This is a genomic window from Pseudomonas sp. SBB6 (assembly GCF_024213215.1).
GTDB lineage: Bacteria > Pseudomonadota > Gammaproteobacteria > Pseudomonadales > Pseudomonadaceae > Aquipseudomonas > Aquipseudomonas donghuensis.
Map to the genome: position 1 here is coordinate 150379 of NZ_JANAVH010000006.1, position 19676 is coordinate 170054.

Annotated in this window: 9 protein-coding genes; 5 read left to right on the top strand and 4 right to left on the bottom strand. The window is 64.4% G+C overall.

Annotation, left to right across the window (positions count from 1 at the left end; all coding sequences use genetic code 11):
• Positions 1-57 precede the first annotated feature (57 nt).
• Positions 58-537 carry a YkgB family protein gene (locus NLX68_RS14225; protein WP_254284511.1) on the top strand — a complete coding sequence of 160 codons (480 nt, stop codon included), beginning with the start codon at positions 58-60 and terminating at the stop codon, positions 535-537.
• A gap of 4 nt (positions 538-541) precedes the next feature.
• Here NLX68_RS14225 and NLX68_RS14230 read toward each other — a convergent pair whose 3' ends face one another.
• A complete protein-coding gene (locus NLX68_RS14230; protein WP_254284512.1) occupies positions 542-13519 on the bottom strand; it encodes a non-ribosomal peptide synthetase in 12978 nt (4325 codons plus the stop codon).
• A gap of 336 nt (positions 13520-13855) precedes the next feature.
• Here NLX68_RS14230 and NLX68_RS14235 point away from each other — a divergent pair, with 336 nt between their 5' ends.
• Positions 13856-14386, top strand: coding sequence for an RNA polymerase factor sigma-70 (locus NLX68_RS14235; RefSeq protein WP_010225972.1), 531 nt, complete (start codon positions 13856-13858; stop codon positions 14384-14386).
• A gap of 61 nt (positions 14387-14447) precedes the next feature.
• Here NLX68_RS14235 and NLX68_RS14240 read toward each other — a convergent pair whose 3' ends face one another.
• A complete protein-coding gene (locus NLX68_RS14240) occupies positions 14448-15461 on the bottom strand; it encodes a GNAT family N-acetyltransferase (RefSeq protein ID WP_254284513.1) in 1014 nt (337 codons plus the stop codon).
• A 61-nt stretch (positions 15462-15522) separates the two neighbouring features.
• Positions 15523-16326 carry an ABC transporter substrate-binding protein gene (locus NLX68_RS14245; RefSeq protein WP_254284514.1) on the bottom strand — a complete coding sequence of 268 codons (804 nt, stop codon included), beginning with the start codon at positions 16324-16326 and terminating at the stop codon, positions 15523-15525.
• Positions 16327-16491: 165 nt separating this feature from the next.
• On the opposite strand from NLX68_RS14245, the gene NLX68_RS14250 reads away from it, so the two are divergent.
• A complete protein-coding gene (locus NLX68_RS14250; protein WP_254284515.1) occupies positions 16492-17043 on the top strand; it encodes an exonuclease domain-containing protein in 552 nt (183 codons plus the stop codon).
• A gap of 70 nt (positions 17044-17113) precedes the next feature.
• Positions 17114-17398, top strand: coding sequence for a pyrimidine/purine nucleoside phosphorylase (locus tag NLX68_RS14255; protein ID WP_010225980.1), 285 nt, complete (start codon positions 17114-17116; stop codon positions 17396-17398).
• 108 nt (positions 17399-17506) lie between these two features.
• Here NLX68_RS14255 and NLX68_RS14260 read toward each other — a convergent pair whose 3' ends face one another.
• The gene (locus tag NLX68_RS14260) at positions 17507-18196 is read right to left on the bottom strand and encodes an alpha/beta family hydrolase (protein WP_254284516.1); all 690 of its coding nucleotides are present in this window, start codon (positions 18194-18196) and stop codon (positions 17507-17509) included.
• Between the two features lie 49 nt (positions 18197-18245).
• On the opposite strand from NLX68_RS14260, the gene ccoN reads away from it, so the two are divergent.
• Positions 18246-19670: a cytochrome-c oxidase, cbb3-type subunit I gene (ccoN, locus tag NLX68_RS14265; protein ID WP_254284517.1), complete on the top strand. Its 1425-nt coding sequence runs from the start codon at positions 18246-18248 to the stop codon at positions 19668-19670.
• Positions 19671-19676: the final 6 nt, after the last annotated feature.

Consider the following 19676-nt stretch of genomic DNA (forward strand, 5'->3'; position numbering starts at 1 on the left):
ACAGGGCGGTCACGGCGTCTGGAGAATACCTGCCTCATCCAACCACAGGACCTCGCCATGACCCGCCCTGCCTGCCTCGACCGTTTCCTCCACTCCTCCCTCGACATCCAGCTGCTGCGCTGGAGCCTGATCCTGATCTTCTTCGGCTTTGGCTATACCAAGTGGTTCGACTACGAAGCCCAGGCGCTGATCCCGCTGATCGATAACAGCCCGCTGTTGTCCTGGTTGCACCTGGCCTTTGGCATCCAAGGCGCCAGCTATGCGCTGGGCGTAGCAGAATGGGCGATTGGCGCGGCGTTGCTGGCCGGTATCTGGCAACCGCGGGTGGCAGCGATCGGAGCACTGGGTTCGGTGCTCACCTACGCCACCACCCTGACCTTGATCATCACTACCCCGGGCGGCTGGGAGAACAGCGCCGGAGGCTTTCCAGCCATGGGTGGGGCGACGTCCTTCCTGATCAAGGACGCCGTATTGCTTGCCGCATCGGTCGCCTTGCTCAAGCACGACCTGCTGCGCACCCGCCCCGCCCCGGCCTGAAGCCCTACAGCGCTTCCAGCTCGGCCATCAGGTCACTGAGGCGGTCGACCTTGTCGTCGCTCAGCTCACTGGCCTTCAGGCCCTCGACATAGGTCGCCAGCTCCTCGACTGTGCTGCACTCGAACATGGCCCGCAGTGGCACGTTCAGTTGCAGCACCTTCTGCACCCGCGAAGCGATCTGGGTGGCCAGCAATGAATGCCCGCCCAACTCGAAGAAGTTGTCGTGTACCCCGACCCGCTCAGCCTTGAGCACCTCGGCCCAGATACCGGCCAGGGTCGTTTCCAGTTCGCTGCGCGGTGCCAGGTAGGCCTGACTGTGCTGGGCGCCGATGTCGATGGCCGGCAAGGCCTTGCGGTCGAGCTTGCCGTTGGCATTGAGCGGCAGTTGCTGGAGCCAGGCCCAGTGTAGCGGCACCATGTACTCCGGCAGCTCGGCACGCAGACGCTGCTTGACCTGCTCCAGCAGCACGGTGGTATCGGCGCCTGCGTTGCTGGCCACCAGGTAGCCGACCAGGTGCTTGCCGTTGACCCCGTCCTGTACCCCGACCGCCGCATCACGAATCGCGCTCTGCTCATGCAGGCGCGCTTCGATCTCGCCCAGTTCGATGCGGTAGCCGCGAATCTTCACCTGATGGTCGATACGCCCGACATACTCGAGCACACCGTCGGTACGCCGACGCGCCAGGTCGCCAGTGCGATACAAACGTTCGCCAGGCGCACCGAACGGATGCGGGATGAAGGCTTGCGCGGTGCGCACCGGGTCACCGACATAGCCACGGCCGACGCCGGTACCGGCAACGCACAGCTCGCCCACCGCCCCTAGCGGCACCAGCGCCTGATCGTCGCCAAGCAGGTACAGGCGGTTATTGTCGGTCGGCGTGCCGATTGGCAGGTAACTGCCCCGGGTCGAGGCGGCATCGACGCGGAAGAACGCCACGTCATCCGAGCACTCGGCCGGGCCATAGGCATTGACCAGGCCAATGCGCGGATAACGTTGCAGCCACTGCGACGCCAGTTCCGGCGGCATCGCCTCACCGGTCGGGAGCATCCAGCGCAAGCCATCGAGCTGTTGGTGGTCGTTGGCAAGCATGCCCTGGATCAGCGACGGCACGCTCTCCAGCACGCTGATGCCGGTAGCCTGCACGTGCGCCAGCAAACCCTGCGGGTCGTGGGCAATGGCATTCGGCACAATCGCCACCTGGGCACCGAACAGCGGTGCGGCGAGGAACTGCCAGACCGAAATATCGAAGCTCTGCGAAGCGGTCTGGGCAATCACGTCCTGCTCGTCCAGTTGCAGGTACGGTACCTTGCTCAACTGGTTATTGAGCATGCCGCGCTGCTCGACCATCACCCCTTTGGGCAGCCCGGTGGAGCCGGAGGTGTAGATCACATAGGCGAGGTTGTCCGGCCCGCTGTAGATACCCGGGTTACCATCCGGCCCGGCAGTTGCCTGGATCTGCTCCCAGATCAGCAGTGTCGGCCGCCCGGCACAGCTCAACTCGTCGAGCAAGGCACGCCCCTGCTCGGCACAGGCTTCACTGCACACCAGCACCGGTGTGCGACTCAGTTCAACGATCCGTTGCAGGCGCGCACCGGGCAGGCCCGGGTCCAGCGGCAGGTAACCGGCGCCGGCCTTGAAGCAGCCGACGATCATGCCGAGCAATGGCAAGTCGCGTTCGGCCAGCAATGCCACTGGCTGATCGACCGCCACACCGGCGCCCACCAGGGCATGGCCCAGGCGGTTGGCCTGGCGGTTGAGCTCGGCATAGCTCAGCGTCTGCTCCAGGCAACGCGCGGCAATACGCTGCGGATGCGCCGCCACCCGCGCCTCGAACAGTTCGGCGTAGCTCTGCTCCAGGCTGTAGGCCTGCTCGCTGCGGTTGCAGTCATCGAGCAGGAAACGCCGCTCGGCTTCACCGAGCAACGGCAGTTCGCTGACATCGCCCTGGAAGCCCTCGGCCAGGGCCAGCAGCAAGCGCTTGAACTCGGCCAGCAAGCGCTCGACCGTGGCGGTATCGAAGTAACGCTGGTCGAACGACAGGTGCAGCCCCAGGTCGTCGCCTGGATAACAGACGGCGGTCAACGGGAAGTTGGTGTGGGTGCGCCCGGAATCGGAGCTGGCATTCAGGCGCTGGGCACGGTCAAGTACGGCGACTTCCACCGGCGCGTTTTCGAACACGAACAGGCTGTCGAACAGCGGCTGGCCCTTGGGCAGCTCGCTGCACTCCTGGATGCTCACCAACGGCAGGTACTCGTACTCGCGCAGCTCCATGTTGCGTTCCAGCAGGCCTTGCAGCCACTGGCGCACGCTGCAGCGCTCACCCGCTGCGGGCAGTTTCACCCGCAGGGCGATACTGTTGATGAACAGCCCGACGGTGCGCTGCATCTGCGGCATGCTCACCGGGCGACCGGCCACGGTAACGCCGAAGACCACGTCGCGTTCACCGCTGTAACGGCTCAGCACCAGCGCCCAGGCGGCTTGTGCAAAGGTGTTGATGGTCAGCTGATGAGCCTGGGCCAACTCGCGCAGGCGGGCACCATCGACGGCATCGAGGCGGGTGTAGCAATCGCCGACGACCATGCCGGCATTCTCCACCGCGTGGTCACGCAGCAATGGCCGGTCGCTGGGCACCGCAGTGCTGCGTTCGAAGCCTTCGAGGTTGCTCCGCCACCACTGGCGCGCCTCGTCCAGGTCCTGATGCTGCAACCAGCCGATGTAGTCGCGGTAGCGCGGTGGCACCGGCAACTGCGCCTGACGGCCCTCGCCCATGGCCAGGTAGATCTCGAAGAAGTCGTTCATCAGCAGCGAACGGCACCAGGCATCGATGAGGATATGGTGGTTGCTCATCATGAACCAGTAGCGGTCCGCACCCACCCGCACCAGGCGCAGGTGGAACGGCGCCTGCCGGAGCAAGTCGAAACCGGCTTCGCGCTCCTGCTTGTGCAACGCTTGCAGGCGCGCTTCCTGTTCAGCTTCGGGAATAGCGGACCAGTCCTGATAGTCGACCGGCGTCACCCCCGGCTTGTGAATGATCTGCAGCATGGCCTCGCCCGCGTTCCAGCAGAACGAAGCGCGCAAGGCTTCGTGACGGCCGACCACCGCTTGCCAGGCTGCGGCGAAACGCTGCGGGTCGAGGGCGCTGTTGATCCGGTAGCGGTCCTGCATGTAGTAGATGCCGGTGCCCGGCTCCAGCAGGGTATGCAGCAGTAGCCCCTCCTGCATCGGCGTCAGCGGGTAGACGTCCTCGATCTGCGCCGCGGCGACCGGCAAGGCATCGATCTGCTCCTGGCTCAACTGCGCCAGGGGGAAGTCCGAGGGCGTGAAGCTGCCGGCGCCCGGGCTCAGGCAATGCTCGATCAGGCCGAGCAGTTCCAGCCGGTAGGCCTCGACCAGGGTTTCGATGGTCTGCAGGTCGTAACGCTCGCGGCTGAAGGTCCAGCGCAGTTGCAGTTCACCGCCATAGACCTGGCCATCAACGCTCAGCCAGTTAGGCAGCGGCGCCTCCAGGTCGTGGGCCAGCCCGGTACTTTCATCCACCGGCTGGTACAGCGCGCCGGCCTGGAACTGCTGGTCGAACTGGCCCAGGTAGTTGAAGGTGATGCGCGCCTGCGGCAGCGCGGCCATGGCTTCGCGCACCGGGGTGTCGGCCAGGTAGCGCAGCACCCCGTAGCCCACACCCTTGTGCGGCACAGTGCGCAATTGCTCCTTGATGGCCTTGATCGAAACGCCCTGCCCCGCAGCCCCTTCGACGTTCAGCGGGCTCAGGCTCAGCGGATAGGCGCTGGTGAACCAGCCGACGCTGCGGGTCAGGTCCATGTCCTCGAACAGGTTCTCGCGGCCGTGGCCTTCCAGTTGCACCAGCACCGAACTGTCGCCGCTCCAGCGGCACAGTACGCGGGCCAGGGCGGTCAGCAGCAGGTCGTTGACCTGGGTGTGATAGGCACCGGGTGCCTCCTGCAGCAGTTGCCGGGTGCGGGTCGCGTCCAGGCGCACGCTGAGGGTTTGCGCCTGCTGGTGCAGATTGGCCCCTTGCGGATGATCACAGGGCAGTTCGCGGCTGGCGGTACTCAACTGTGCCTGCCACCAGGTTTGCTCGTCACGCAACGAATCACTGCCGGCATAGGCCACCAGCCGCGCGGCCCAGTCGCTCATGGCGCGGGTCTTGGCCGCCAGCGACTGACCGCGGTACAGCGCCTGCAAGTCTTCCAGCAACACGCGCCAGGAAACGCCGTCGACCACCAGGTGGTGGATCGCCAGCAACAGGCGCTGGCGCCCCTCGCCGTCCTCAACCAGCAAGGCGCGCAGCAGCGGCCCCTGTGCCAGATCGAGGCTGCGCTGCACATCGCTATACAGGGCCTGGCAGTCAGCCAAATCGGTCACCGACGCTTGCCAGAGCAACTCGCGGTGGTCGGCCTGGGCGTATTCGCCCTGCCATTGCCCGTCCACCTGGATGAAGCGCAAGCGCAAGGCATCATGCTGCTGCAGCAACTGCTGCAACGCCTGCTCCAGGTTCTTGCCATGCAAGCGTTCGACCGGTGCGAGCAGTATCGCCTGGTTCCAGTGCTGGGGTTGCGGCACATCGCTGTCGAAGAACCAGTGCTGGATCGGCGTCAACGCCGCGCGTCCGCTCAGCGGGCCCTGATCGACCTGAGTGGTTTCACTGCGGCTGACCACCGTGGCCAGGGTTTGGATGGTCTGATGCTGGAACAGGTCGCGCGGGGTGAAATGCAGCCCGGCCTGACGCCCACGGCTGACCACCTGGATCGACAGGATCGAGTCGCCGCCCAGTTCGAAGAAGTTGTCCTGCAAGCCGACCTGTTGCACGTTCAGTACCTCGCGCCAGATCGTCGCCAACTGCTGTTCCAGCTCGCTGCGCGGCGCTTCATAGCGCTGACGGCCCTGCTCCAGGTCCGGCGCCGGCAACGCGCGGCGGTCAAGCTTGCCGTTGCCGGTCAACGGCATTTGCGCCAGCAGCACCAGGTGGGTCGGCACCATGTAGTCCGGCAGGTGCAGGCGCAACTGCGCCTTGAGTGCGTCGCGCAGCTCGGCCTGCCCGGAGGCATCGGCCTGGGCCTGGTCGCACACCAGATAAGCGGCCAGTTGCTTGCCGCCAGGCATGTCCAGGGCCAGCACCACCGCCTCGCGCACCGCCGGGTGTTCGAGCAGGCGGGTTTCGATCTCGCCCAGTTCGATACGGAAGCCACGAATCTTCACCTGATGGTCGATACGCCCGACATACTCGAGCAAACCGTCGGCACGTTGGCGCACCAGGTCGCCGGTACGGTACAGGCGCCCGCCGTTGTCGCTGAACGGGTCGGCAACAAAGCGCTCGGCGCTCAAACCGGGGCGCTCGTGGTAACCCTGGGCCAGGCCGGCGCCACCGACATACAGCTCGCCAATGCCACCTTGCGGCAACAGGGCCAGGTCGGCATCGAGGATGTACGCCGTGCGGGCCCCGACCACGCGGCCGATCGGCACACTGCCGGCGCCGGCGGCAAGTTGCTCGGGTGCCAGGCACGCCAGGGGCATGACCACGGTTTCGGTCGGGCCATAGGCATTGTAGAACTGCTGCGGCGTGAACGCCTGGCGAATTCGCTGCAGGTGCTCGCCGGTCAAGGCCTCGCCACCGGTAATCACCAGGCGCACCGGCAGGCCTTCATTGCGGCTGGCCAGCCACTGGGCGAGCTGGCTGCCATAGCTGGGCGTAAAGCCTAAGATCGACACCTGCTGCTCGCGGATCAAACTGCAGATTTCTTGCGCACCCCACTGCCCTTGCCCACGCAAAACTACCCGCGCACCACAGAGCAACGGCACCAGCAAGCGCTCGGTGGCAGCGTCGAAGTTGATCGAATAAAAATGCAGCTCGCAGTCGTCGCTGCGCATGCCAAAACGCTCGATCACCGCCTGACAGTGCATGGCGATTTCACCATGGCTGACCACCACGCCCTTGGGCTTGCCGGTGGAGCCAGAGGTGTAGATCAGGTAGGCCTGATGACCCGGCAAGGTCAGCGCTGGCAAGGCTTCGCGACTGTAGGCGGCAAGCACATCGCGGTCCTCTTCCAGGCACCAGCGGCCGACCTTGGCGGGCAACGCCCCGAGGGCCTCGAACAGTGCACGCTGGCCCAGCAGCAATGCGATGCCGCTGTCCTCGATCATGTAATGCAGGCGTTCCAACGGGTACTCCGGGTCCAGCGGCACATAAGCGCCCCCGGCCTTGAGGATCGCCAGCAGGCCAACCACCAGCTCCAGCGAGCGCTCCAGGGCCAGGCCGACGCGCACCTGCGGGCCGACGCCGCGCTCACGCAGCACGCGAGCCAACTGATTGGCGCGGGCGTCGAGCTCGGCGTAGCTCAGGTGCTGACCGGCGAAGGTCAGGGCCAGGGCATCCGGCTGACGTCCTGCTTGTTCACTGAACAGCTGGTGAATGTTCTGCCCCAGCGCCAGGGCGCTGTCGCCCTTGAGCGAATCGCACAACGCCCTTTGCTCGACCGCCGCCAGCAACGGCAACTCGCCCAGGCGTTGCTCGGGATCACCCAGCAGTGCCACCAGCAGGTTCTGCCAGTGGGCGGCCATTTGCGCGATGCGCGGCGCGTCGAACAGGTCGCGGCTGTAGGTCAGGCAGCAACCCAGGCGGCGGTCGAGGTCGGTGACTTCCAGGTTGAGGTCGAACTTGGTCGCGCGGGCGTCGTTGACCAGGTACTCGACCTGCATCCCGGCCAGCTCGCGGCGCTGCTGGAACTCCCAGCGCTGGACGTTGCACATCACCTGGAACAGCGGGTTGTAGGCACTGCTGCGAGGCGGTTGCAGGGCCTCGACCAGTTGATCGAACGGCAGGTCCTGATGGGACTGGCCATCGATCACGGTCTGGCGCACCTGCTCGATCAACTCGCCGACGCGCATTTGCCCGTCGAGCTGGCAACGCAGCACCTGGGTATTGAGGAAGGCGCCGATCAGGCCCTCGCTTTCCGGACGGATACGGTTGGCCACCGGCGCACCGATACGCAGGTCGGTCTGGCCACTGTAGCGGTACAGCAACACCGCCAGCGTGGCGGTCATGGTCATGAACAGGGTCAGGCCGTGCTCGGCATTGAAGGCGCGTACCCGCGCGGCCAGCTCCGGGCTCAGGTCGAAGCGATAGAGCTCACCGCGATGGCTCTGCAGCGCCGGGCGCGGACGATCGGCAGGCAGCTCGAGCAGCGGATGCTCATCGCCCAGCTGGGCTTGCCAGTAATCCAGCTGACGCTGGCGCTCGCCGTTTTCCAACCACTGGCGCTGCCACACGCTGTAGTCCAGGTACTGCACCGGCAACGGTGGCAGCGGCGATTCGCGCTCGTCGACAAAGGCCTCGTAAAGCTCGCCCAGTTCGCGGGCGAAAATATCCATGGCCCAGCCTTCGGTAACAATGTGGTGCAGGGTCAGCACGAAGTAGTGCTCTCGCTCGCCAGCCTTGACCAGGCAGGCGCGCAGCAGTGGCCCGCGCTCCAGGTCGAAGGGCTGGTGCGCCTGCTCGTCGGCGAACGCCTGCAGGCGTTGCTCGCGAGCCTGCGCTGTGGCACTGGAGAAATCCAGCCAGCTCATCTGCAGGTTGCTGTCCTCGGCCACGCACTGATACGGCACGCCGTCGATGCTCGGGAAGGTCGTGCGCAGGGTTTCGTGGCGCACGATCACCGCTTGCAGCGCCTGCTCGAAACGGCTGACATCCAGCACCCCGCTCAGGCGCGCCATGCCACCGACGTTATAGGCCGGGCTGTCCGGCTCCATTTGCCAGAGGAACCACATGCGCTGCTGGGAGTAGGACAGCGGCACCGCCTGGCGACGGTCGATGCGCTGGATCTCGCCTTGCAGGTTGTGCGCACCGCTGCGCTGGATTACCTCCACTGCCGCGGCAAAGGCGCCCAGCTCGCTGGCCTCGAACACGGTGCGCAGCGGCAACTCGACGTTGCAGGCCTGGCGGGTACGGGAAATGATCTGGGTGGCCAGCAGCGAGTGGCCGCCCAGGGCAAAGAAATCGTCCTGCAAGCCGACCCGCTGGATACCCAGCACCTCGCGCCAGATCGCGGCAATCTGTTGCTGCAGGGCGGTACCCGGTTCGATGTGTTCACGCGATTGCCATTGCGGCTCGGGCAAGGCCTTGCGCTCGATCTTGCCGCTCGGGCCCAGCGGCATCTGCGCCAGGTGAACCAGTTGCGCTGGCACCATGTAGGCGGGCAGTTGCTCGGCCAGGGCTGCCAGCAACTGCGCGCTCGCGTCGATACCGCTGTAGTAGCCAACCAGCTGCGGGCCGGCGGCGCTGTCGCGAATCATCACCAGCGCCTGCTCGACGCCTGCCTGCTTCAATAGGCAAGCCTCGACTTCTTCGGGTTCGACCCGGAAGCCACGCAGCTTGACCTGCTGATCGAGGCGGCCAAGGTACTCCAGCGCCCCCAGGTCAGCCAGCCAGCGCGCCCGATCGCCACTGCGGTACAGGCGCTGGCCGTCGCCATCGGGCTGCGGCACGAACCGTTCAGCGGTAAGCCCCGCACGCCCCAGGTAACCCCGGGCCAGGCCGGCACCGCCCAGGTACAGCTCGCCCGGTACGCCAGGCGGCGTCGGTTCCAGCTCGGCATCGAGCAGCCGGCACAGCACATTGGCCAACGGCCGGCCAATCGGCGAGCGCGTGCCGTCGGCAGCGCTGCATTGCCAGTGAGTGACGTTGATGGCGGTTTCGGTCGGGCCGTAGCGGTTGTGCAGGGCCACCTGCGGCAATACCTGCTGCACCCGCTCGCGCAGGTTTGCCGACAGTGCCTCACCGCCAGAGAACAACCGGCGCAGGCTGCTGCACTGTGCGGCCAGCGGCTCCTGGACAAACACCTGGAGCAAGGCCGGAACGAAATGCAAGGTGGTCACACCATGCTCGCGCACCAGCTCGGCGATGCGTTGCGGGTCGCGGTGCTCGCCAGGGCCGGCGAGCACCAGCTGGCAACCGTTGGCCAGCGGCCAGAAGCATTCCCACACCGACACGTCGAAGCTGATCGGCGCCTTTTGCATCAGCACGTCGCTGTCATTCAATGCATAGCGCTCCTGCATCCACTGCAGGCGCTCGGCCAGTGCCGCATGGGTGTTGCCAACGCCTTTGGGTTGGCCGGTGGAGCCGGAGGTGTAGATCACATAGGCAAGATTGTCACCGTGCAGGTGCAGGCCCGGCGGCTGGCTTGGCCAGCTGTCGAGCTTGAGGCGGTCCATGGCAATGGCGCTGACCTCGGCCGGCAGGCTCAGGCGCTCGAGCACGTCGCTGTGACTGAGCAGCAGGCTCGCGCCACTGTCGGCGAGCATGTAGGCCAGACGCTCGGCTGGGTAATCGACATCCAGCGGCACATAGGCACCACCGGCCTTGAGAATGGCCAACAAGCCAATCAGCAGTTGCGGCGAACGCTCGGCGGCAATGGCCACGCACACATCCGGGCCGACGCCCTTGTCACGCAGGTAATGGGCCAGACGGTTGGCTTGCTGGTGCAGGCTGGCGTAGTCGAGACTGCCGCCCTGCCACACCAGGGCGGTACGCTCCGGGGTCTTGCGCGCCTGTTCGTTGAGCTGTTCGACCAGCCAATGCTGCGCCAGCGGTGCCGGGGCCTGGCCCCACTCGAGCAACTGCGCGCGGCCCTCGGCATCGAGCAATTGCAGCGCGCCAAGGGTGACGTCAGGTTGCGCGCAGACCTGTTCCAGCAAGCCGGTTAACTGTTCGATCAGGCGCTGCACGGTCGCCGCTTCAAACAGTTCCACGGCGTAGTCGAACGACAGCGTCAGCCTGCCCTGATGGTCCTCTTCACTGTGCAGTTGCAGGTCGAACTTGGCCTCGCGACTGTGCCAGGGCAGCTCTTCGGCGAGCAACCCCGGGAGGCGGCGCAAGGCACCGAGGTCGCGCTGCTGATGGTTGAACATGACCTGGAACAGGCCCTGCTCGCGCGCTTCGGGGAAGGATTCGAGCAGTTGTTCGAACGGCAGGTCCTGGTGGGCCTGAGCCTCCAAGGTGGTGTGGCGCACCTGGGCCAGCAACTGCTTGAACGGCAAGCGGCCATCAAGTTGTGCGCGCAGCACCTGGGTATTGATGAAAAAGCCCACCAGGCCCAAGGTTTCCAGGCGCGGCCGATTGGCGTTGGGCACCCCGACACGGATGTCGGTTTGCCCGCTGTATCGGTGCAACAGGCTCTGGAAACCGGCGAGCAAGACCATGAACAGCGTGGCGTCATGGGCGCGTGCGAGGCTGCGCAAGGCTTCGGCCAGGCGCGGCTGCAGGCGCACGCTCAAGCGCGCGGCGGCATTGCTTTGGCGGTTTGAACGTGGGTAGTCGGTGGCAAGATCGAGCACCGCCTGCTGCTCACCGAGCCGATCCTTCCAGTACGCCAGTTGCCGGGCGCTTTCGCCCTGGGCCAGCCATTGGCGCTGCCAGCTGCCGTAGTCGGCATAGTCCAGGTGCAAAGCCGCCAGCTTGGCCGCCTGGCCCTGGCAATGAGCCGCATACAGGCGCGAGAACTCGTCGATGAGAATGTTCATCGACCAGCCGTCGGCGATGATGTGGTGCAATGTCACCCACAGCTGATGGTCGTCGCTGTCCAGCCGCACCAGGGTCACACGCAGCAGCGGCCCCTGGTGCAGATCGAAGGGTTGCATGGCTTCGGCTTCGCGCTGCGCCAGCACTTCCTGGCCACTGGCGCCAGACAGATCCAGGCGCTGCACGCTAAACGCCAGGCTCGGCAGGATGCATTGCAGCGCCTGGCCATTCTCCTCGGCGAACACCGTGCGCAGGGACTCGTGACGCTCGACCAGGGCCTGGAAGCTGGCCTGCAACGCCGCTTCGTCCAGCTCGCCACGCAGGCGCAGGGCACCGGGAATGTTGTATGCCGCGCTGTGCGGCTCAAGCAGCCAGGTCAGCCATAGGCGGTTTTGCGCCAGCGACTGCGGCAGGGCCTGCTCGCGGCCGAGGCGGCTGATGGCACCACGGGCGACACCACCATCGTTCTGCAACGCCGTCACCGCAGCGCTGAAGTCGGCCAGGGTCGGCGCCTCGAACAGCACCCGTACGCCCAACTCAAGCCCCAGCTCGTCACCCAGGCGCGCACAGACCTGGGTGGCGGCAATCGAGTTGCCGCCGAGCAGGAAGAAGTGATCGTCCGCGGTAATCTGCTCCACGCCCAACTGCTCACGCCACAGACGGCCGATCCGGGCCTGCATGCCGGTCGCCGAGGTATCTTGCTCGGCCACGGCCGCCGCCTGCTGATCGGGGAAGCGTGCATAGCAATCGAGGCTGCCGTCGGCCATGTGCAAACGGCAGGCCGAACGCTGCAGCTTGCCGCTGGACGTCTTCGGCAATGCGCCCGGGTTGAGCAGCAGCACCACCGCTGGGGCTTGCTGGCAGGCATCGGCGATCACCTGACGCAAGGTCTTGATCAGGCTCGCCGGGGTAGTGATTTTCTGCACGTTGCGGCTGATCTCGACGGCGACGCCAATGCCCTCCTCGCCAATGCCCTCCTCGCCATTGTCATCGACCGCGAATACCGCCACACGCCCTTTGCGCAGGACCTCGACCTCGCGCTCCAGGGTCTTTTCCAGATCCTGCGGGTAGAGGTTGTGCCCGCGCACGATCAGCAGGTCCTTGAGGCGACCGGTAACGAACAGCTCGCCGTTGCGCAAAAAGCCGAGGTCGCCGGTGCGCAGCCAGGTACGCCCGCCCTGTTCGACAAAGGTGGCCGCGCTGGCCTCAGGGTTGCGCCAGTAGCCTTTGGCAATGCTCGGACCGCTGGCCCAGATCTCGCCCACCTGGTTATCGGCCAGCACGGCCAGGCTGTGCGGCTCGACAACCTGCAGCGCATGCTCGGGCTGGCTGCGCCCGCAGCTCATCTGCAACGAGCCTTTGCCCGGCGCTGCCCGGTTGCATGCCAGGGCCTGGGCGTCCAGCTCAAGCGCGCCAATCCCCTGGCCGCGGGTGCTGCCGCTGACAAACAGGGTGGCCTCGGCCAGCCCGTAACTGGCGAAAAAGTGTTCCGCGACGAATCCGCAGGGCGCGAACTTGTCGGCAAAGGCCTGCAGGCTGTCCTGGCGGATCGGCTCGGAGCCGGAATAGGCCACCCGCCATTTGCTCAGGTCGAGGCTGGCCATTGCCGCGGCACTGACCCGTTCGCTGCACAACCGATAGGCGAAATCCGGCCCACCGCTGATGGTGCCGCCGTGATCGCTGATCGCCTGCAGCCAGCGCTGCGGCCGCGCCAGAAAATACGCCGGGGCCATCAACACACAAGGCACGCCGCTGAAGATCGGTTGCAGCAGACCGCCAATCAGGCCCATGTCGTGGTACAGCGGCAGCCAGCTGACGATCACATCGTCCGGGTTTACATCGATACCAAAGCCATGGCGAATCAACACTTCGTTGGCCACCAGGTTGCCGTGGCTGACTTGCACGCCCTTGGGCAAGGCAGTAGAGCCGGAGGTGTACTGCAGGAAGGCAATGTCATCGGCTTGCAAGGTCGGCGCCTGCCAATCGCCAGCCAGCTCCGCTGCCAGGCTATCGACCGCCAGCAATTGCGGCGCTGCGGGGTCGGCCAGCACCTCGAGGGCCTGCAGGTTGCCCTGCAAGGCGCTGATGGTCAGCAACAGGCGTGGCTCGGCATCGTCGATGATCGACAACAGGCGCTCCTGATGGTGGCGTCGTGAAGACTCCGGCGGGTAGGCCGGCACAGCAATCACACCGGCATACAAGCAGCCGAAGAACGCCGCAACGTAGTCCGGACCACTGGGAAACAACAGGATCGCCCGATCCCCCACTGCAGTGCGCGCCTGCAAGGCAGCGGCGATGGTCCGCGCTCGCAAGTCAAGGTCGCGATAGGAAAGCACGGCTTCATCGCGCGGGTCTTCGGCCAGAAAGCGCAAGGCAACCCGATCCGGGCTGAGCGCTGCACGTTGAGCCAGTGCCTGGACCAGCGTAACCGGGAGTTCGAAGGCGTCCGTCATGGGGGTTCCTGCCAGAGTCTGTACATGAAATCAGGTCTCGGTTGGCGCGCCGGGCGGGCTTCCAGGCAGCGAAGTGCGCCTTGCCAGAGCCGAGGATGTACACAGAGGAACGGATGGCCGGAGGAAATAATTAAGCGGCGGGAACGGCTGGGGCAGCGGCGAAAAAGTGCGGAGTTTGAAGCCGGTCACAAAGCGCGAGCTTAGAACCAAAAGATATAGATACTTATTAACCTTCGCATTTGACAATAATTATCATTAAGAATAGCTTGTCGCACGTCGTAGGAAGCCTCCGATTCTGGAGCCTTCCACTTCCCTCTTAGAGATAAGGTGATTTCCATGGCGGAACAACTATCCACAAGTAAGTGCGATTCACCGTTACTCCAGGCGTTTGTCGACAACCGCAGTATCCTGGTCAAGATTGCCGCACGCATCACCGGCTGCCGCTCGCGGGCCGAAGACGTGGTTCAGGATGCGTTCTTCCGGCTCGGCTCGGCGCCGCAGATCACGTCCTCGTTCAAGGCCCAGCTTAGCTACCTGTTCCAGATCGTGCGCAACCTGGCCATCGACCACTACCGCAAGCAGGCCATGGAGCTGAAGTACTCCGGCAGCGAAGAAGAAGGCCTGAACGTAGTGATCCAGGGGGCTTCGCCAGAAACCACGCACATCAACTTCGCCACCCTTGAACACATCGCCGATGCCTTGAACGACCTGCCGCAACGCACCCGCTATGCCTTCGAAATGTACCGCCTGCACGGCGTGCCACAAAAAGACATCGCCAAGGAGCTCGGCGTCTCGCCGACCCTGGTCAACTTCATGATTCGCGATGCCCTGGTGCATTGTCGCAAGGTCTCAAGCCAGAGGGCTTGAGCGCGGCAAGCGATAAGCTTCAAGCGGCAAGAGAGTGGTAACGCCGCTTGCCGCTTGGCGTTCAGAGCAACGTGCAGCCGTCGAAAAACCGCTCCCTGCCCAGAATCATCAACGCCGCGCGCTTGTGCGGAAAGTCGAATTCCTTCTCGCAGTGAAAGCACTGGTCGTGCATGTAGCCGATCATCTTGCCGTTGTCCGCTCGCGGCTCGGCCACCACCCGCTGCGTGCGCGGATCATCCAGGAACAGGTAGTGCACCAGCGCTGATAGCCAACTGGCAACCTTGTGCGGCCCGCGGTGCTGCTCTTCCCCCACCAGCATGTGGATGCCGCGGTCGTAGTCATCCACCGCATAGAACGGCGCAATACGGTCTTCCTTGGCCCAGTAGGCCTCGAAGTAGGCGAAGGGCTGATCATCGAAACAACCGATCAGGGTCAGGCTGTGCGGATCGGCCTCAAGCTTGCCGAGGTAGTCACGGTGTTGTTCGAGGCTGCCGCCCTCCTGCCAGAAGTTGAGCACCCGCGGGTTGTTCTGCCAGCGATTGAACCGCTCCAGGTCCTGGTCGATTTCCAGGGTGCGTAACGACACCCACGCCCCCAGCCGCGCATCGAAGCGCCGATACACCTCGCCGCGCGGCTTGGGTGCGCGCCGGGGGTGGCGCTTGCCTTCACTGATCTGCATCTGTTGCGGGTAGACGCCCGCGAACGGCTGGCCGAGCCAGGGCTGAGGCAACTGCCAGAACAAGCTGCGCTCACACAGGTACTGGCCCTGGCGCGCGGTGCTAACCAACAGGCCACTGTTCAACGCCTGCGGTGGCGGCTGATCCAACTGCCAGGTCAGGCGCTGACAGCCGGGGTCGCGGGCGAACAACCAGTAGCAAACGGCCCACAGGGCTTGTTGCACACGGTCGCAGGCACAGTCTTCAAGCTGGACCTGCAAGGTCTCGCCGCGTTGCAGGCGCACACGCACCAACGGGCTGCCTTCCAGCACCAGGCTCAGATGGCAATCGCCTTCATCGGCGCTGAGGCTACGCCAGCGAGGCAAGGACAAAGTCGGCGAAGCGGAATCGAATGGCATGATCTTGGCTCACAAGGGAATGATCGGCTCACCCTGGTGAACGTCGCCAACACAGACAAATTTAGTCAGCCTTGGGTGTGCTGACAGTGATGCGATAAGGCTGGAAGATTTTCAGCAACTCGCCATTGGCCCGCAAGGACTGCAACACGCCGGCAAATGCCGGGCCACTGATGGGGGCGCCGGGCCGCAGCAGGGCGTAATGATGGTAGACCTGATCGACGCGATCGGACGCCAGCAACTGCTCGGCGCTTTGCGGGTTGCGCACCAGGAAGTCACTGAAATAGGAACGGGTGACCAGGGCAACCTCGGCGCGGCCGCGCTGGACCATCAGCAGGTTACTGTCATGGGAATAGGTCAGGGTCGCATTGTAGGTGTCGGCCAGGTACTTGGGGTCGGCGTTGAAATCGGCAAAGGCGTAGTGGTAGCCACTGTACAGTGCCAGGCGCTTGCCCTTGAGGTCGCTGAAGTAAGCCTGGTCGCGGCCGGGCTGGCGATGAGCGACGAAGACCTCGGCGTCTTCCAGGCCCATGTCGACACTCTCATGGGGAATCTGCTGCCAGCCCCACGCGGGGTTCTCGAAGATCGCCATGTCGGTGCGCCCCTGCTGGAAGTCACCGAAGCGCCGTTGAATCGAAGTCGGCACCAGGACGAAACGATAACGTTGCTGGACGTTGTTCAGCGCCTCGACCAGTTGCGGCAGCAGGCCGGTGTCGGCGCCTTGCTCCGGGCGCACGGTGTAGGGCGGGAAGTGTGCGGCCCCGACTTTGACCTCGATCTCTGCTGCCGCCCAAGCTGATGGGGCCAGCCACATCGCGGCAAGCATTAACAACAAGGGCACCGTCTGTGGCATGGGCGCTGAACTCAAAGCAACACACTCTTTGCGGGATTAAACCGGAATCTACCTAAGCTAGGCGTTTTCAAGGCATTGCACAACTGTCGGTTACGCCAAGCGCAGCAGGCAAAACGCCAGGGGATACCCGGTTGGCCCGAGTTTGGCTACGCTCTTAGCAGTCTTGCATGGGAGCCTACTATGGGCCATTGGCTGGTGATCGACCTTGAAGCAACCACCGACGATGGTGGCTGGCCGGTCACAGATATGGAAATCATCGAAATCGGGGCGGCACTGGTTGACCGCAAGGGTCGCGAAGTCGGTCATTTTCAGCGTTTCGTGCGCCCCCGGCGGCGGCCGCAACTGACCCCGTTCTGCCGTGAGCTGACGCACATCAGCCAGGCCAATGTCGATACGGCAGCGACCTTCGCCCAGGTGTGGGCGCAGTTCGAGCGCTGGCTCGGGCATCACGCCGGGCACCTTGAGGGTTGGGTCAGCTGGGGTGACTACGACCGCAAACAATTGTTGCAGGAATGGCAGCAGTACCAGGTCCACAGCTTGCTCGCCGAGTTGCCGCACATCAATCTCAAGCAACGCTTTGCCAAAGCCCGCCAGTTGCAACGGCCACTGGGACTCAATGGCGCGTTGCAACTCGCCGGCCTGCAATTCAGCGGGCGCCAGCACCGGGCCCTGGAAGACGCCCGCAACACGGCTCGCCTGCTGCCCCTGGCGCTGCCGGCCAATGGCACCTGAAAGCGGATGACGACGCTGCGGGCCTTGGGCATACTGGCCTGCCTTTTTAGCCCCTTTTCAGGAGTCGCCCATGTTTAAAGTCAACGAGTACTTTGATGGCACGGTCAAGTCGATCGCCTTCGGCACCGCTGAAGGTCCGGCCACGGTTGGCGTGATGGCCCCGGGCGAATACGAGTTCGGCACTGCCCAGCGCGAAATCATGCACGTGGTGTCGGGTGCCCTGACCGTCAAACTGCCCGACAGCGACAACTGGGAAACCTTCAGCGCCGGTAGCCAGTTCAATGTCCCGGCCAACAGCAAGTTCCAGCTCAAGGTAGCGGTTGATACTGCCTACCTGTGCGAGTATCGCGGCTAAGCCTGAATCAGGCGCCGACCCCATCGCTGGCAAGCCAGCTCCCACAAGGATTGCGGTGAACAACTTGTGGGAGCTGGCTTGCCAGCGATTGGCTGCGCAGCAGCCCCCTCACTTCAGAAACGCGACAATCCTGTCCGCCGCCGTCGCCAGATGATCGGCATGGCTGAACCCCGAAGCCTTCAGCGGCTTCAAGTCATGATCCCCCGCCTGCAGCCAGCACAGCTCAATCGCTGACGACAGCTCATAGCCTTCCACCGTTTGCCGATTGCCCAGGGCATCGCGCTCGCCCTGAACGATCAGGGTCGCTGTCTTCAGCCCAGCCAGGTGCGCCACCCGCGGCTTTTCCGGTTTGCCTGCGGCATAAAACGGATAACCCAGGCACACCAGCGCATCGGCGCCCAACTCGTCGGCCAGCAAACTCGCCATGCGCCCGCCCATGGACTTGCCGCCGATGGCCAACGCCCCAGTGACCAATGGTCGCACCTGCGCATACACCTCACGCCAGCAGTCCAGCAATTGGGCCTGCGGATTTGGAGGCCTTTTGCCACCATCGATGCGCCGCTGGGCCATGTAGGGGAACTCGAAGCGCAGCACCCCCAGCCCTTGCTCCGCCAGCCTTTGCGCGATTTCTTCCATGAACCCGCTGTCCATCGGCGCCCCCGCGCCATGGGCCAGGATCAGGCACCGCGATTGCTGGCCATCCCCCTGATTTTGCGGGGCATTCCACCGCCAGCCGCGGCTTTCGACCAGCCGCGCCCATTGATCCCCGTCAATACCGGCCAGTTGCCCATTACTCATGCTTGCCTCGCTGTTTAGTCTGCCTATAACCGTGGATGGGAACCCATACATGAACACAACCAGCAGTACCGCCTACAACTACAAGGTGGTCCGCCAATTCGCCATTATGACGGTGGTGTGGGGAATCGTCGGGATGGGGCTCGGCGTTTTTCTCGCCGCGCAACTCGTCTGGCCTTCGCTCAACTTCGACCTCCCCTGGACCAGCTTCGGCCGCCTGCGACCGCTGCACACCAACGCGGTGATCTTCGCCTTCGGTGGTTGCGCACTGTTCGCCGCTTCCTACTATTCGGTCCAGCGTACCTGCCAGACCACCCTGTTCTCGCCACGCCTGGCAGCTTTCACCTTCTGGGCCTGGCAACTGGTGATTCTGCTGGCTGCGATCAGCCTGCCGCTGGGTTATACCAGCTCCAAGGAATACGCCGAACTGGAATGGCCGATCGACATCCTCATCACCATTGTCTGGGTGGCCTATGCCGTGGTGTTCTTTGGCACCCTGATGAAGCGCACCACCAAGCACATTTATGTGGGTAACTGGTTCTTCGGCGCGTTCATCATCACCGTGGCGATCCTGCACATCGTCAACAACCTGGAAGTGCCAGTCAGCCTGACCAAGTCCTACTCGCTGTACGGTGGCGCCACCGACGCCATGGTCCAGTGGTGGTACGGTCACAACGCCGTGGGCTTCTTCCTGACTGCCGGCTTCCTGGGCATGATGTACTACTTCGTGCCAAAACAAGCCGAGCGTCCGGTGTATTCCTATCGCCTGTCGATCGTGCACTTCTGGGCGCTGATCACCCTGTACATCTGGGCCGGCCCGCACCACCTGCACTACACCGCCCTGCCCGACTGGGCACAATCGCTGGGCATGATCATGTCGCTGATCCTCCTGGCGCCGAGCTGGGGCGGCATGATCAACGGCATGATGACCCTCTCGGGCGCTTGGCATAAGCTGCGCAGCGACCCGATCCTGCGCTTCCTCGTGGTCTCCCTGGCGTTCTACGGCATGTCGACCTTCGAAGGCCCGATGATGGCGATCAAGACCGTCAACGCCCTGTCGCACTACACCGACTGGACCATCGGCCACGTCCACGCCGGCGCTCTTGGCTGGGTAGCGATGATCTCGATCGGCGCCCTGTACCACATGATCCCGAAAGTCTTCGGCCGCGAGCAGATGTACAGCCTCGGCCTGATCAACGCGCACTTCTGGCTGGCGACCATCGGCACCGTGCTCTACATCGCCTCGATGTGGGTCAACGGCATCGCCCAGGGCCTGATGTGGCGCGCAGTCAACGAAGACGGCACGCTGACCTACTCCTTCGTCGAAACCCTGGTGGCCAGCCACCCAGGCTTCATCGTGCGCTTCGTCGGCGGGGCGATCTTCCTTACCGGCATGCTGCTGATGGCGTACAACACCTGGCGCACCGTGCGTGCCCCGGTGGCCGCGACCGCCCCTGCCGCCGCGCAGCTGGCCTGAGGAGAC

Excerpts from the sequence above, each read along its gene's own strand:
- NLX68_RS14250 (WP_254284515.1), top strand. The coding sequence starts at position 16,492 with ATGGGCCATTGGCTGGTGATCGACCTTGAAGCAACCACCGACGATGGT.
- NLX68_RS14235 (WP_010225972.1), top strand. The coding sequence starts at position 13,856 with ATGGCGGAACAACTATCCACAAGTAAGTGCGATTCACCGTTACTCCAG.
- NLX68_RS14260 (WP_254284516.1), bottom strand. The coding sequence starts at position 18,196 with ATGAGTAATGGGCAACTGGCCGGTATTGACGGGGATCAATGGGCGCGG.
- NLX68_RS14240 (WP_254284513.1), bottom strand. The coding sequence starts at position 15,461 with ATGCCATTCGATTCCGCTTCGCCGACTTTGTCCTTGCCTCGCTGGCGT.
- NLX68_RS14225 (WP_254284511.1), top strand. The coding sequence starts at position 58 with ATGACCCGCCCTGCCTGCCTCGACCGTTTCCTCCACTCCTCCCTCGAC.
- NLX68_RS14255 (WP_010225980.1), top strand. The coding sequence starts at position 17,114 with ATGTTTAAAGTCAACGAGTACTTTGATGGCACGGTCAAGTCGATCGCC.
- NLX68_RS14230 (WP_254284512.1), bottom strand. The coding sequence starts at position 13,519 with ATGACGGACGCCTTCGAACTCCCGGTTACGCTGGTCCAGGCACTGGCT.
- ccoN (WP_254284517.1), top strand. The coding sequence starts at position 18,246 with ATGAACACAACCAGCAGTACCGCCTACAACTACAAGGTGGTCCGCCAA.